The 14607-nt window shown below is 67.1% G+C and carries 13 protein-coding genes and 1 pseudogene; 8 read left to right on the top strand and 6 right to left on the bottom strand.

Features of this window, described 5'->3' with window-relative positions; translation table 11 throughout:
• Nucleotides 1–39 precede the first annotated feature (39 nt).
• From dsbD to L7N97_RS20885, 7 genes and pseudogenes are all read left to right on the top strand, one after another.
• Nucleotides 40–1860 carry a protein-disulfide reductase DsbD gene (gene dsbD, locus L7N97_RS20915; RefSeq protein ID WP_237480196.1) on the top strand — a complete coding sequence of 607 codons (1821 nt, stop codon included), beginning with the start codon at nt 40–42 and terminating at the stop codon, nt 1858–1860.
• A gap of 27 nt (nt 1861–1887) precedes the next feature.
• Entirely contained in the window at nt 1888–2526 is a 639-nt protein-coding gene (locus L7N97_RS20910) for a DsbA family protein (protein ID WP_428981013.1), read from the top strand.
• Between the two features lie 963 nt (nt 2527–3489).
• Nucleotides 3490–3915 carry a nuclear transport factor 2 family protein gene (locus L7N97_RS20905; protein WP_237480195.1) on the top strand — a complete coding sequence of 142 codons (426 nt, stop codon included), beginning with the start codon at nt 3490–3492 and terminating at the stop codon, nt 3913–3915.
• Nucleotides 3916–3948: 33 nt separating this feature from the next.
• A complete protein-coding gene (locus L7N97_RS20900) occupies nt 3949–4386 on the top strand; it encodes a DUF305 domain-containing protein (protein WP_237480194.1) in 438 nt (145 codons plus the stop codon).
• A gap of 1 nt (nt 4387) precedes the next feature.
• A pseudogene (locus L7N97_RS20895) lies at nt 4388–5835 on the top strand (YncE family protein).
• Between the two features lie 30 nt (nt 5836–5865).
• Complete coding sequence (locus L7N97_RS20890; RefSeq protein ID WP_237480193.1) at nt 5866–6372, top strand: sigma-70 family RNA polymerase sigma factor; 507 nt, start codon at nt 5866–5868, stop codon at nt 6370–6372.
• Nucleotides 6369–7169, top strand: coding sequence for an anti-sigma factor family protein (locus L7N97_RS20885; protein WP_237480192.1), 801 nt, complete (start codon nt 6369–6371; stop codon nt 7167–7169). Before L7N97_RS20890 ends, L7N97_RS20885 begins: the two co-directional genes overlap by 4 nt.
• A gap of 479 nt (nt 7170–7648) precedes the next feature.
• Here L7N97_RS20885 and L7N97_RS20880 read toward each other — a convergent pair whose 3' ends face one another.
• From L7N97_RS20880 to L7N97_RS20860, 5 genes are all read right to left on the bottom strand, one after another.
• On the bottom strand, nt 7649–8242 hold the full coding sequence (locus tag L7N97_RS20880) for a hypothetical protein (protein WP_237480191.1): 594 nt from the start codon (nt 8240–8242) through the stop codon (nt 7649–7651).
• On the bottom strand, nt 8242–9003 hold the full coding sequence (locus tag L7N97_RS20875) for a hypothetical protein (protein ID WP_237480190.1): 762 nt from the start codon (nt 9001–9003) through the stop codon (nt 8242–8244). The genes L7N97_RS20880 and L7N97_RS20875 overlap by 1 nt, the downstream gene beginning before the upstream one ends.
• The gene (locus L7N97_RS20870) at nt 9000–9497 is read right to left on the bottom strand and encodes a hypothetical protein (RefSeq protein WP_237480189.1); all 498 of its coding nucleotides are present in this window, start codon (nt 9495–9497) and stop codon (nt 9000–9002) included. The genes L7N97_RS20875 and L7N97_RS20870 overlap by 4 nt, the downstream gene beginning before the upstream one ends.
• 8 nt (nt 9498–9505) lie before the next feature.
• Nucleotides 9506–11170, bottom strand: a complete 1665-nt coding sequence (locus tag L7N97_RS20865) for a type IV secretory system conjugative DNA transfer family protein (RefSeq protein WP_237480188.1) — start codon at nt 11168–11170, stop codon at nt 9506–9508.
• Nucleotides 11171–11231: 61 nt separating this feature from the next.
• A complete protein-coding gene (locus L7N97_RS20860; protein ID WP_237480187.1) occupies nt 11232–11645 on the bottom strand; it encodes a hypothetical protein in 414 nt (137 codons plus the stop codon).
• 393 nt (nt 11646–12038) lie between these two features.
• Here L7N97_RS20860 and L7N97_RS20855 point away from each other — a divergent pair, with 393 nt between their 5' ends.
• Entirely contained in the window at nt 12039–13127 is a 1089-nt protein-coding gene (locus L7N97_RS20855) for a helix-turn-helix transcriptional regulator (RefSeq protein WP_237480186.1), read from the top strand.
• Here the strand turns inward: L7N97_RS20855 and L7N97_RS20850 are convergent.
• Nucleotides 13114–14052: an alpha/beta hydrolase gene (locus tag L7N97_RS20850; protein ID WP_237480185.1), complete on the bottom strand. Its 939-nt coding sequence runs from the start codon at nt 14050–14052 to the stop codon at nt 13114–13116. The two genes, L7N97_RS20855 and L7N97_RS20850, sit on opposite strands and share 14 nt — an antisense overlap.
• Nucleotides 14053–14607 lie beyond the last annotated feature (555 nt).

Genomic DNA, 14607 nt, shown 5'->3' with positions numbered 1-14607 from the left:
ACCCCAAGGTGGTCCCATCGTCGCCGTTCGGGACCCGCCATGGCGCTCCGCCGCATCTTCTTCGCCTGCCTCTTCAGCCTCGGAGCCACCGCGGCCCACGCGGCATCTCGTCCGCCGACGGCCGAGCAGGTGTTCCACTTGTCGGCGGCGAGGACCACGGAGGGCGGTCTCGCGCTCGACTGGACCATCGCGCCCGACGCCCACCTCTACCGCGATCGCATCGCCGCCGCGACCGCGGACGGGCGGCCCGTGCCGGTCGCCGACCCGCCGGGCCTTTCCGAGGACGATCCCACTTTCGGCCCGACCGAGGTGTACCGCGGCGCGGCCCACGCCACCGTGGCGGCGAAGGACCTGCCGCCGTCCGGCGACATCATCGTGTCGTACCAGGGCTGCTCGGACCGCGGGCTGTGCTACCCGCCGTTGGCGAGCCGAGTCGACCCCGTCACGCTCGCGGTCGAGGCCGCGGCGCCCCCCGTCCTGGCCGACGCGCCGGTCTCCTCCGCTCCGGTCGCGGCGCCGGGGCCCGGCGAAGCCGTGCCCGCCCCCGCATCGCTCACCCCCGCATCCTTCTCCGGGCCGTCGCTGTCGGGCGCCCTGCTGCCGACCCTCCCGACCTTCCTCGGCCTCGGGCTGCTGCTCAGCCTCACGCCCTGCGTGTTCCCGATGGTGCCGATCCTCGCCGGCGTGCTGGCGGGCGGCGGGCGGCCCACCGCGTCACGGGGCCTCCTGCTCTCGTCCTGCTACGTGCTGGCCTCCGCCTCCGCCTATGCGCTCGTCGGGGTGGCGGCGGCGTGGTCGGGCGAGAGCCTGCAGGCGGCGCTGCAGCGCCCGGCCGTGCTCCTCGCCACCGCGGCGCTCTACGCCGTCCTGGCGCTGTCCATGTTCGGGCTCTTCGAGCTGCAGCTCCCGACGGCGCTGGCGACCCGCCTGTCCGGCGTCTCGCCCGCGCGGCGGGGCACCCTCGCCGGCGCGGCCGCGCTCGGCTTCGTGTCCGCCCTGGTGGTCGGGCCCTGCGTGACGCCCCCGCTCGCCGCGGCGCTGCTCTACGTCGCGCGCACCGGCGACGCCCTGCGCGGCGCTTCCGCGCTGTTCGCGCTCGGCCTCGGCATGGGCCTGCCGCTCGTCGTGGCCGGCACCTTTGGCTCGAAGCTGCTGCCGCGCTCGGGGCCCTGGCTACTGGTGGTACGACAGGCCTTCGGCGTGGTGTTCCTGGCGCTGGCGGTCGGCGTCGCCGGGCGCGCGCTGCCGGACCCCGCCAGCCTCGCGCTCTGGGGCGTGCTCGCGGTCGGGACCGGCGTCGCGGTCGGCGGCCTCGACGCGCTCGCGCCCAGTGCCGCCACCGGCCTCCGCCTGCGCAAGGCGGCGGGCCTCGTCGCGACCGCCTACGGCCTTGCGCTGCTCGTCGGGGCGGCCGGCGGCGCCTCGGACCCACTGCGGCCGCTCGGCTTCCTGGCTCGCGGCGAGGCCGTCGCGGGGGCCGCGCCCCTCGCCGCCGCTGCAATAGTTCGCTCGCCCGAGGCGCTCGACGCGAGCCTGGCCGAGGCTGCGGACCGGCCCGTGATGGTCGACTTCTCGGCCGCGTGGTGCACCGCCTGCCGGGCCTTCGAGCGCGACGTGCTGGCCGACCCCGCCGTGCGGGCGCGCCTCGCTGCGGGCGCGCTCGTGATCCGCGCCGACGTGACGGCGTCCGACGCCGGAGCCCGCGCTTTGATGAGCCGCTTCGACGTGGTCGGGCCGCCCACCATCCTGTTCCTGTCGGGGCGCGGCGGCGCCGAGATCCCCGGCACCCGCCTCGTCGGCGAGCCGACCCGCGCCAACTTCGACCGTGCGCTCGACCGCGCCGGCCTGCCCTCCACCTGAACGTCGTGCGAGAAGGAGACACACACAATGCACCGACGCAGTTTCAACTGGGCGATGGCGGCCTGCGCCCTGGCCATCGTAGCAGCGCCGCTGCTGCGGGCCACGCCGGCCTGGAGCGACGGGATCGACGTGAACGAGGTTCTGCACGACCCGGACGCGCCCGTGGCCGGCAACCCGAAGGGCGACGTCACGGTCGTGGCCTTCCTCGACTACAATTGCCCCTTCTGCAAACATGCGGCGCCGGACCTCGCCAAGCTGGTCGCGACGGACCACGGCGTGCGCCTCGTCTACAAGGACTGGCCCATCCTGACCCCGGCCTCGACCTACGGCGCCAGGATGGCGCTCGCCTCCAAGTACCAGGGCAAGTACGACGCCGTGCACGCCGCCCTGATGGCGATCCCGGGCCGGCGCATCCCGGAGGAGCAGATGCGGGCGGCCATCGCGGCGTCGGGCGTCGACATGGACCGGCTCGAGGCGGACGCCAAGGCGCATGCGACCGACATCGACGCGCTGCTCAAGCGCAATCTGGCGGAGGCCGACGCGCTCGGGCTCGAGGGCACGCCCGTGTTCCTGATCGGCCCCTTCAAGGTCGCGCAGGCGCTCGACTACGATGGTTTCAAGGACGCCGTCGCCAAGGCGAGGGCGCGGGCCAAGACCGGCGGCTGAAGCGCCGGACGACATCGGGAGGGGGCGAGGGAATCGGCGCGGGACATCGGGCGGAGGAGGAGGGCGCGGCGGCTCGGGGCCGCCACCGCCTTCCGTCCGACGGCAGGGACGGTCCGCGCTCACGTCGGACGAGCGAGCCGCCGTCGCGGCCTGTTGAGCCTTGAGGCGAGCAGCTTGGTTGCGACTGTGTCCAGGAGCCTGCCGCCTCGCGCGTCCTGCCCCGGGCGTGACGGCGGCGGCGTGGGTTCGGTCTTCCCGGTCCTCGCCGGGCGGCCAGGCGGCTACCTGTCGGGCAAGTTCGGCGCTTGGCGCGATGGCGAGCGTTCCAACGATCCGCTGGCACTGATGAAGATCTGCTTCAGCGCGGTGCTGAGGGGACCGGCGGGCCGGTGCCGGAGTCCGCTGTGGCCGGTGATCCCGCCACCAAGGCTTATAGGTCGTGGGCGGACGTGGCCGTGCTCGCTGCGACCTTCAGGGGGCAGGTTTTCCGCCTTCGTATCGAGGCTGGAGCTCCCTCAACGTCTCGGCATGTTGATGGTGCCCGTGCTGATCGTGGTCGGCGGTGCCATGCTGGTAGCGTGTTCCATGGAACGGCTCTGCTTTCCACGCCTGTCGCATCCACGACGGCTCAAACGCGGCCGATGCGGCGGGGCCGCCCGCCATCCCGATCTCGGCCCGCTGTGCCGATCTCCTGCGGATGTTGCCGGACGGCGATGCGCCTCCACTTCGGGCGATCGACAAACGGGGACGACCGGTCGGCGCGGTCTCGTTTTGGCGGGCTCGCCATCATTGCCGTGACGACGGTCGGCCCGCCACCGCCACGGCTGACGACTTCGTCGACGCAGCGAAAAAGAGCGGTCTCTGGCGCTCCGCTCGAAAAAATCAGAGGGCGGCATCGGAATAAAGCCGAGCACGGCGGCGTCTCTCCCTCCGTCACCCCTTCGATACGGAGCTGCCGACGTGATGAAGACTGCTTCTCTCGCCATCGTACCCATCGCCCTCGCGGTCCTGTCCGCCCCCGCACTGGCAGGCCCGGCCGCCGACATGGCCCAGGCCCACATCGCCGCCATCGCCAAGGGCGACGTCGCCGCCATCACGGCCCTGACCGCTCCGGGTGCCACCCTCCACTGGATCGGCGGCCCACTCGACGGCACCTACGCCTCGGTCGATGCGCAGAAGCCGGTCTGGACCAGATTCACGTCGGCCCAGGGCGACCAGAAGGCGATGGTGTCGGACTTGAGCGAGGCCGCGAACCCCAAGGGCGCCACGGTGACGGCCAACGTCGTCTTCGCCGGCAAGAACGCCGTCAAGGTGCGTTACGTGATGCTCTACACGGACGGCAAGCTCGTCGACGAGATCTGGCAGGTCGATCCCAACGGCAAGTACTGATCCTCCCCGCCGAATCCGCAGAGGCCTGCCATCATGTCCAATCGTCTTCATCTTCATGCTGCGACGGTCGTCGTCATCGCGGCGGGAGCCCTCGGTCTTTCACGTCCGGCCCTCGCCACCGTGGTCGCCGACACTTTCACCGCGATGATGGATGCCGCCATGGCGACGATGAACCGCGCCATGATGGCGCCGCCCAGCGGGGATCCCGACCGAGACTTCGCCGCCATGATGATCCCCCACCATCAAGGTGCGATCGATATGGCCGGGGCCGAACTCCGCTTCGGCCACGACGAGAGGCTTCGCCGGCTGGCCCAGGCCATCATCGTCGAGCAGCGTCAGGAAATCGTCGTGATGCGCGACGCCCTGGCGAGCCTGCCACCGGCGCCGCCCGCCGATGGCGTCGAAACGCATGCCTCCATGCCCACCATGTCGATGGGCGGCACGCAGAACCCGACATCCAAAGGTCCTTGAGATGAGATTTCCACTCGCCGCCCTGCTGCTCGGCACCGCCGCGTCGCTCGCCGCCGTCGTCCCCCAGGCTCGAGCCGGACAGGTTCCCGGCCTCGCTGCGTCGCCGAACATCCCCGTCAGCCATCGCGACCGCTTCTACACATCGGACCAGTTCTCCAACACCGTGTCGGTGATCGACCCCGCGGACAACAAGCTGCTCGGCGTGATCCGGCTCGGAGACCAGACTCCGGGCAACCTGAGCCCCCTCTACCGCGGTCAGCTCCTCGTCCACGGCATGGGCTTCTCACCCGATCACAAGGCCTGCTGTCGGTGTCGATCGGCTCGAACTCGGTCACGTTCATCGACACCGCCACCAATGCGGTGAAGCACATCACCTACGTGGGCCGCTCGCCGCACGAGGCCTTCTTCACGCCGGATGGCCGGGAAGTCTGGGTCAGCGTGCGCGGCGAAAATTACATCGCGGTGCTGGACGCCACCACATATGCCGAGAAGAGCCGCATTACGGTGCCGAACGGCCCCGGTATGGTGATCTTCTCGCCCGACGGCATCTACGCCTATGTGGTGTCGAGCTTCACGCCCGAGACCATCGTGGTGTCGACCGCCGATCATGCCATCGTCGGCCACGTCAAGCAGGATAGTCCGTTCAGCCCCGACGTCGCGGCGACGCCGGACGGTCGCCAGGTCTGGTTCACCCTGAAGGACGTCGGCCGGACCATGGTGTTCGACGCCAAGCCCCCTTTCGCGGTGCTGAAGACCATCGAGACCGGCCCCATCACCAACCACGTCAACATCGTGCGCAACGCGCACGGCCAGTTCGCCTACGTGACGGTGGGCGGCCTCAACGTCGTGAAGGTCTTCGATACCGCCAGCTTCGCCCAGGTGGCCGAGATCCCGACCGGAGCGCTGCCTCACGGGCTCTGGCCGTCGGGCGACGGCACGCGGATCTATGTCGGCCTCGAGAACGCCGATGCGGTCGCAGCCATTGACACGCTGACCAACACCGTCACAGCCACGATCCCGATCGGTCAAGCGCCGCAGGGGGTGGCCTACGTGCCGGACGCCGTGCCCGAGGGTCCCGGCACCGAGAACCTGCAGCCGCTCGGTGTCGCCGCCAATGCCGCCCATCTCACGCTCGGAAGTTCGGACGCCAAGTCGGACACTCAGGTGTCGTTGTTCGACCAGGGCCTCGTCCAGGTGCTCCAGGCCGCCGTGACGGGGCTGAAGCCGAAGCAACCCTATGTGCTGGCCCTGGCCGACGACGTGAAGGGCACAGGCGCGCTACAGCCGCTCGCCAGCTTCATGACCAACCCTGCTGGCGCCGCCATCGTCAACGCCATCGGGCCGATCCGACAGATCGTGACGGGCGACGGCGGGGCCGCGAAGCGCTACATGGTGATCGCGCCCGTGGAGGGCGGCAAGCCGAGTACCCCCGTCCAACTGCAGCAGTAGCGGCGCGGGCGGCGGCCGGGAGCGGGAGCGATGTCGAGCAGGACCGCGGCCGAGGTCGAGCCTCACATCCCGGCGCTGCGGCGCTACGCTTACGCGTTGACCCGCGATGCCGCGGCAGCCGACGACCTCGTGCAGGACACGCTGGAGCGGGCGCTCGGCCGCTGGTTCCTGCGCCGGCCGGACGGCGACCTGAGGGCCTGGATGTTCACGATCCTGCACAACCTCTACATCGGCGGGAAGCGCCGCGACCGCCGCCGCGGCGCCATGGACGAGCTGAATGACCAGGATGCCCCGACGCTCCCCGACCAGGATGGCGCGCTGCTGCGGCGCGACATCGTGAGCGGCCTTCGGAGCCTCAGCGAGGAACAGCGCGCTGTGCTGCTCCTCGTCGGCGTCGAGGGCCTTTCCTACGAGAACGCCGGCACCGTGCTCGGCATCCCGCTCGGCACCGTGATGTCGCGGCTGAGCCGGGCGCGCGAGAACCTGCGCCGGCTGCTCGACGGCGAGCGGGTGCCCGCTCTGCGGAGGGTCAAATGAGCGACCCCCGGCCGATCGGCGAGGACGATCTCCAAGCGGCGCTCGACGGCCGTCTCCAGCCCGAGCGGCGCGCCCTGGTGGAACGCTACCTGGCGACCCGTCCCGATGCGGCGCGGCGACAAGACGCCATGGCGGAGAACGATCTTGCGCTGCGCGATGCCCTCCAGGCCAAGTTCGAGGAGCCTATCCCGGCACGGCTGCGCGTCGACCGTCTCCAGGCCAAGATCCGACGCGGCCGCATGCAGGCACTGGGTCGTGTCGCCGCCGTGCTGGCACTCGTCGCGCTAGGTGCCGGAGCGGGATGGCTGGCTCACGGGGGCATCGGAGGAGCGCCCGATCCCGACCGCCGGCTGACCGCTGACGCGGTGGCGGCCTACCGCACCTTCACGGTCGAGACTCGTCACCCGGTCGAGGTCCGGGCCGAGGCGGGGGACGCGCAGCTCTCGACTTGGCTGTCCACTCGGCTAGACCATCGTATCGTGCCTCCTGACCTTGGGCCGCAGGGGTTCCGCCTCATGGGAGGCCGCGTGCTGCCCGACGGCGCGGGGGGGACGGCGGCGCTGATGATGTATGACGATGATCGTGGCACACGACTGACCGTCTACGCTCGGGTCGGCATGGTGGCGGGCACGGACTTGCGCTTCTCGGAGAGCGATGGGATCTCGACCTTCTATCGCTCGGAGCGCGACCTCACCGTCGCGGTCTCGGCCCGGATGGATCGAGCGGGCCTGCTCGCTGTCGCGCAGGCGGCGGCGCTGCAGTTCGAAGCGGCTCCGGGAGATGCTCCTCGCCTCTGAGGCGATGCCGAAGTGCTTCTTCCCGAAATGTTTGAAGTCAGACGACCATGGATAGCGTCATACTGACTGGCTCACGAGCGCCCGCTTATTCCAGCCGCTCCCTCAACAGCAGCTGTTCCGCTTTCCACCCGAACTTGCCATTCGCGCAACGGTTCATGTTCCCTCCCATAGGTTGAGGAACTTCGCTTTCTATTCGACATGGAATAGAATTCCGGCGACAGGGTATCTCCGGGGGCGATGACAGCCGGACAGGCCTTGATTTCGACCAGATCACGCCGGCATCCTCGGTTTGAGACCCTTTGGGGACGTTTCGGTGGCCCGGAGCACCTTCAGTGCGTGTGGTGTGATACCCCTCCTCTTGTGGCCTTCTGGTGGTCCTTTCGGTGGCCCCTTGTGGCCCTTGGTGGCCTTCCCAAAAGGCGAAGATCAAGGCGAATTGAGTATTTTCGGCTGTGTATCGTCGGCGATGCGCTTCGTCCTCATGGCCTCACGTGGACGTAGTTTTCAGGGACGTGCGCCTCGGCATAGCCGACCCCGGCCACCCAGTGCCGCAGCACCAGTACGCTGCCGCTCTGGCCGACCACCGCATAGGGGCGACCTGCCTCAAGCCTGTCGAAGGGGGCCTGGCCATCCCTCAGGGTGAAGGCGACGGACAGGTCCTGGGGAGAGTTGCTCACCACCGAGTCGAGCGGCGTGTGGGAGCGCGCCACGAGCAGACCGGCGATCGCCGTCAGGAAGACGGACCCGGTGAAAGCCAGGGCGCCGACCCGATAGGGAAGACGCGAGCGGATCAGTGCCCAGCGGCTGGCCGTGCCGCTCGGGATGATGCGGCGCGCGGGCTCGTGACCGGTCAGGCTACCCAGCAGGCGCCGGCGATCGGCGGGCGTCAGCTGTAGGGTCTGGTTCGCCAGGGCGTCGAAGCGGGCATCGGCTCCGCTTCCGAGCAGGCGGTCGGCCAGCCTGCGGCTCTCCTCGGCCGTCGTGCGCGCGGCATCCCGTGCGGCGGCACCGGCCATGGCGCTGGCCTGGGCGCGTCGCTCCGCCGACGTCGGTGGTCTCGGGGGCTGGGCCATCAGGCGCCCTTCTCCAGCCACTCGGCCATCGGCGCAACCGCCGCCATGGCCTGCGCACGGAACGCGGTCAGGTCCTGGATTATCCGGCCGGCCGCCGCGAAGCCGAACCTTTCGGACAGGCTGTCCTCCGCCTCCTCGAGCCGGTCCGCGATGAAGCGCAGCCCACCCTTCTGGAGCAGCTCATTGGCCTTGGGGTCGAGGGTGAGCCGCGCCAGGCGACGCAGCACCACATCCTTGCCGAGCGACTTCAGGATCTTGGCGTCGACCGGCCCCTCGATCTGGTTCTCGATAGCGAAGAGCGGCTTGGCGAAGGGGCGGGCGAGGTCAAGCACGACCGGTGCGCTCGATGAAGCGCCCGGCTCGGCAGTGATCACGGTCAGCATGGCGAACTCCACCCCGATCCGGCCGTAGCGCGCCGCCCGCGATGCAACCTCGGGCAGGAACGAGCGCGACGCGTTGGCCCCGATGTCAACGATCAGCGGCTCGGGCATGGTCGTGCCCTCGGCGGGCCTGCGCGCCATCAGGTCGATGACGGCGTCGTACTCGCTGCGGGCCGCCGCGCCCGAGGTGCGGTCGATCTCGCTTCGTTCCGCCCTGACCGGGAAGAAGTCGACCCGATCGTCGAGTTCGACGAGGCGCTTTTCGTCCTCGAGTTCGACGATCCGCGCCGTGACGACGGATTCGGCGAGGGCCCTCACCACGAGGCTCTTGCCTGAGCCCCCCTTGTCCTGGCCGACCAGGAGAACGCGTCGCATCGTCATAGGCTTTTCCCTTTCAGCAGGTCGTAGAGTTCGGACAGGCCCTCGCGCCGGATCTGTTCGGCGGTGCGGTGCTCCGGATGGGGTGGTGTCGGCAGGCCCGCCTGCGTGTCGGCCGGCCGCGGCGGCGGTGACGCGGGATGTCCGAGCGACGATGGTGTTTGTCCGGATGGTGGCGCGGACGCTAGGTCGGCCCGGGAGGTCCGTCGCGCGCCCGCCTTGCGCCGTTTCTCGTCTTGCCTCCGGATGGAGTCGATCAGCCCGGTGAGGTTCCGACCTGAAAGGGGGCGCCCGTCGCGCGTCCTCACGCCTTGATGGGAGAGCGCCGCCGCGAGGGCGCCCCAAGTGGCTCCCTCCGCCTTGAGCCGCTCGATGTCTGTAAGGTGCTTCCGCACGATCGCCATGGCTCCGCTGGGCTTCGCCCGCGAGTCCCCTTCGGCCGCCTCGCGGGCCTGCGCATCGAGGTCGCGCCTGAGGCGTTTTAGGTCCAAGGCCATGGCCAGCTTCAGCGTGCCTGCCCGACGGGAGCCACGGCCTCGATTAAGGGCCGGATGCGAGGGTCGGTGTGGGCGACGGTCTTGCGCAGGCGAAGGGGATGCGGCGTCCGGGCCGCGCCGTTTGGGAAGACCAGCAGCTCGTTGGGCGGCATCGTCACGAGGTCCTCCCGGCTCATTAAGGGCGCGGGCTGTGGTCCGGTGCTGGTCGTGGCCGATCCCGATCCCGTCGTCGGCCGGCTGAAGGTCTCGATCAGGGCGGTGTAGTTGCCGAGCGCGCGGGACCAGCGATCGCCTTCGGCCGGATCGACGGCCGACAGGTCCGACAGGGTCACGACCTCGGCCGTGTTGATCAGGGTGGCGGCGCCGGCCTCGCCGTACAGCGACACCAGCTGCGAGCGGTCCTGCCAATACGACCAGATGCTGGCCCCGTAGCCGGGGAGCTCGGCGGCAGACGTAAGGATCTCGTCGAAACGTCCGAGCGCGGCGGCTTCATCAATGAAGACGATGACCCGCTCCTCGGGCCGGTTCCGGCGGATGGAGGTGAAGAGGTCAGACAGGAACCACCGTAGCAGGGGGGCCAGAACGCGCTTGTGCTCCGGCGGGATGGCGATGAAGATGTCAATCTCGTTACTCGACAGCTCGGCGAGATCGAAACTGCTGTCGTGGACGAGCCGGCGCAGGCGCGGGTCCGCGAGCCATTGAAACGCTTGGACGGCCGTCGACCTAATCGGGTCACGCGTGCGCGGGTCGGCCTGCATGATCTCCAGGGCTGCGCGCGCCGACGGTTGTCCACCCGACGCCTTCAGATGCGCGATGAACAGGGTGTCGTCTGACAGCAGGCGAGGGATGCCGGCGACCGAATGGCGGTCGATGCGAAGGCAGACGCCGATCGCACCGACGATGAGGTCCACGGCGCGATTGCGAAAGTAGGCCGAGGTCTCGCTGTCTGAGGTGGGTTCGGGCAAGAGCGCCAGGGCGGTCTTCTGCATGTACAGGATATCTTGGCGGCGAAGGGTAGCGAGCGGATTCCAGCTGTCGCGCCCACCGACAAGATTGAGGGGATCGAGGCAGATAACGCGCCTTCCGAGCCGCTCCCGGCGCTCACGTGTCGCGCGGTAGACTTCTCCCTTGGAGTCCAGCACCACGGCCGGCCCCGCCCAGGCGCCGGGTTCGGGATATGACAGGTTGGGAATGAGCAATCCGGATGTCTTCCCCGTCCGGGGCGGCGCGATAGTGACGAGGGTACCCTGGACGGCAATGCGCACCGCTCGCCCGCTCTGCGGATCAATGCCGAGTTCGAGGCCGTGAGACATCAGGGCGCGCTCGGCATAAGTCGCAAAGCGGGCATTGCCGAAGGCTCCGGCCGGGTCGCGCTTGGGGGCCTGGAGCTTCGGAGCGAAACGCAAGACGATTGCCAGGAACAGGGGACACGACACGAGGATGGGGGCGAACGACCACCCGCTATTCGCGAATGCGGGAGATTGACGTGTGACGATCGCCCAGTAGGCCTTGGCAACTTCGCCAAGGCCTGAAAAACTCGTGAAGTCGCCGAACCACACGCTTGGCGACAGAGTCTCGGATGGCCAAGAGCTCGGATCTAGGCCATGCTGCACAGCAAGGGCTGCGGGCAACCCGAACAGGGTCGACAGGAGCACGATCACGGGCAACTTCACGGTATTATTCCCACATTTAGATGAAAGCCGCCCTCGATAGATGTTATTTATCTTCTTTAGGTCAGCCGAAATCGATTTTTAGCTCATTGCTTCGATTGTCGGCTGAGATTTCTACATATGGTTCTTCCTTGTAGCGTCCAATAAATCTTATGATGTATAGCTGATCAGCAGATGGCTGGACCGTAAATTTTTCCAAATCGTCTTGAGCCTGGCCGCCTATGAAGAGTGTCACGGTGTCATAGAAAATCTCACCGTTCTCGCTTAGTCTCCTAAATTCTTCCATTCCCCTGAAAGGCGGAATGAGCATCCACACATTGACTTCATCGCTGTTCACCTGAATAGTCATTCTAAGCTCGTCCATGTCATTCCTTGAGGCATCGAGTGCAGCAGGAAGGACTGTGGCGATAAGATGTCGTGCTTGGGTTGAGCCACCCGTGAGGAGAATAGCGGCACATGCGAGGGGAGTGATCGGCATTTCGATTTCCTTCAAATAAGTTGTTAAAGTTTTAGGACGCTTCTCTGGCTATCGGCGAAACGTCTCAATTAGTGTGATGACGTCCGCGTGGTCCATAAATACTCGCGGCAAGCCAGTGACCTCCTTGCTGCTTGAAGCAGTGCCGAATGGTGCCGTCCAGAGACTATGGAGGAAAAGCTCCGCCCCGACCCTAACCCAAATGGGTTGGTGTGCGAGGTTCGATGGGCGCTCAACTACTGAAACGTCAATGGCCCTCGCTGGCGCACACCCAACATGACTATCATCCATGATGGGGGGCACATCTGCCGCCTTGAGGTCGGAGCTCCATTTTGTTAACTATTCGTAAACGAAATTTTTGCTACTGAGTATTGGATAGCCAACGACGACAACGACATGAACTGGCACCAACTCGAATGCGCCGCCCAGAGGGTTCTCGCCGAGACGATGGCAGGGGGTTCCTGGGTCGACGCACTCGAGGATCTGATGTCGGCCTTCGGCACGTTCGGCGGTGGCATCGCCCGGATCGTACCGCCCGATATGTTCTCACTGCCGACCAGCGGTGTGACGGAGGTCGTCCGGGCGGTGGAGGCGGGGAGAGCCCCGCCAATCACGAAGCGGACACAGATCAGCCCCGGCCCGACCGACGGGTTCGTCTGTGACCAGATGGACATCTACCGAGAAGCGCGGTTGCGCGACCCATTTTATCAAGACTTCCTGATCCCCCATGGGCTCGCCTATCAAACCTCCGCATTTCTCGATCGGACCGACGCCGGCGCGGTGAATCTGATCACCTTCAAGCCGCGCGGCAGCGGCGGGTTCGATGCTGACGAGCTGATGACCTTCTCCACTGTGCTGCCCTACATGCGCGCGGCCGCCATGGCCTCCCGCGGATCGTTGCGGGCCGAAGCCAGGCGGTGCGCGCTCTCCTTCGAGCGTCGCGGCGATCCCGTGATCCATCTCGGGCATAACGGCAGGGTGCTCGAAACCAGCCCCGGCGCCGAGAGTGCTCTCGCACCGTTGATACGAATCGTGGCATGCCGCATTCGGGCGGTAAGCTCCGCGGATCAGCAGCGCCTGGATGGCGCGCTAAAGGCCACGCTCGACGCTCGAATACCACGCTTGGTCTCTTTTGCAACGGACGACCACGCGGCATCCTTCCGGCTTCTGGTCGTCCCCGTCCTGGGTCGGGCTCAGGACGTGTTCAACGCGACCGCCGCGGTCGCGATCGTGATCGATGCAAGTCGCGGTGGTCGCCTCGACCGCGAGACAATGGAGCTTCTGGCCCATTCAGCCGATCTCACCCCGCGAGAGAGCGAGGTCGCCCATATCGTGGCCGAAGGCGGCTCGCCGCGCGATATTGCCGAGCGAATTGGCATCAGCATCGAGACGGTCCGGCTCCACCTAAAGGCTGCTTTTCGAAAGCTCGGCGTGCACAGCCAGAGGGAACTCGCACTTCTCGCCCATCGGCTCACCGTGCATTGAGAAGTCCTGGATCAGAACGAAGATGTCGCGCCTGTGTGGCGGGGCGTTTGGGGGGGATTGACCCTCGGCCCGCTTGGCGCACAGCAGCCTCGATGGAACCCCTGTCCGGTCCATCGAAAGCCACGGCACGTTGAGAGACCGCCGCGGCTACGGCGAGCCATCCCGGAACAAGCATCAGGTCATGGGCCAGTCCGTCGAAAACTGTCTCGCGGGTTTTCCACGCGTACGCAGTCGAGCGAGCTTCGGCTCGCGTGAACAGCGCGTCGGCTCCGGCCGCGATCACGGCTGCGGGTGCGACGGCCTGCGTAGGATCGAGACGGGGCGCCAGGAGCTCAACGAAGACACGAAACGACTCACCGCCGAGCAGTCGGTGGAGGGCGAGAAGCTCCGTTGTGTCCAGAGCGTCGGAGAACAACATGCGTGCCGCTCGCGCGGGGTCGTGGAGCAAACGTCCAAGATCGAGCGACATTACGGCAGTGGCCGTCGCCAAAGGCTCGGAACGCAGCAAGCGAAGGAACAACGGAAAGACGCCGGTCGGGGGTACGGACGCCAGCAGCACGGCCCCAATCGCCGGATGGCGATCACAGAGATAGCGTTGGGCGATGAACCCTCCCATGGAGTGGCCCACGATGACCGGCGGCCGTGTGAGCGTTTCCGCGACGGTGGCGACATCGTCGACGTAGTCCCGAATGCCGTGCCGGGATATCGCGAAGCGGCCACCTCCGGGACTGTTTCCATGCCCCCGTAGGCTCAGGGCCGCGACCTCGTGTCCATGATCCGCCAGTGCGTCCATGAAGCCCTGCTGCCAGCACCAGACACCGTGCCACGCTCCGTGAACCAACAGCAAGGGCGGGTACCCGGGCAGGCTGCGGGGACCTTTTCGAATGATCTCGAGCCTGCCTGCGCCGAAATTCATCGCGTGCATCTGCTCCGGGCCGTCGCTGGCACTCCGGCGGATATGGACATGGTAAGCGCAGACGGAAGTCTATCCTACAACCATATGATAGCGGCGGCTGAACGCGTGATCGCTTCGCGTTTCGTGCAGTTCATGTCGCCATCAGGAGCTTCGTGCCGAGTGCGGGGTTGAACAAGGACAACGACCAGGGCCACGCCAGTTGCGCGAGCCCCGGACCGTCAAAGCAACAGCCTGCATGATAGTCAGGGTCCTGAACAGGATTGGGGAAAACAACCCAGGGCTTGTTCAATAATTTTCCGTGGCGGGTCCTCCTCATGACTGGCAAGGCAGAAATGGCTTTGTCGCGAGATTGACATGCTCCTCACGGGTGGTCCACATTGCGGGAGCAGATCGCGGTTGGATTTCAGGTTAGGTGAGCTTTTTCAGTGGCATAGCAGGCTCAGACTGAACGGCTTGGGGTCCAGGTCCCCCAGCCACCTGTTTTTGCTAATGTCTTTCAGCTTTTCCGCACCGCGGCGAAATCGCTTTTAACATGTGATTTAACAGGCGCCGCATCGGAAACAG

Origin of the sequence: Lichenibacterium dinghuense (assembly GCF_021730615.1) — a bacterium.
Taxonomy (GTDB): Bacteria; Pseudomonadota; Alphaproteobacteria; order Rhizobiales; family Beijerinckiaceae; genus Lichenihabitans; species Lichenihabitans dinghuensis.
This window is presented reverse-complemented; position numbering and strand designations above follow the sequence as displayed.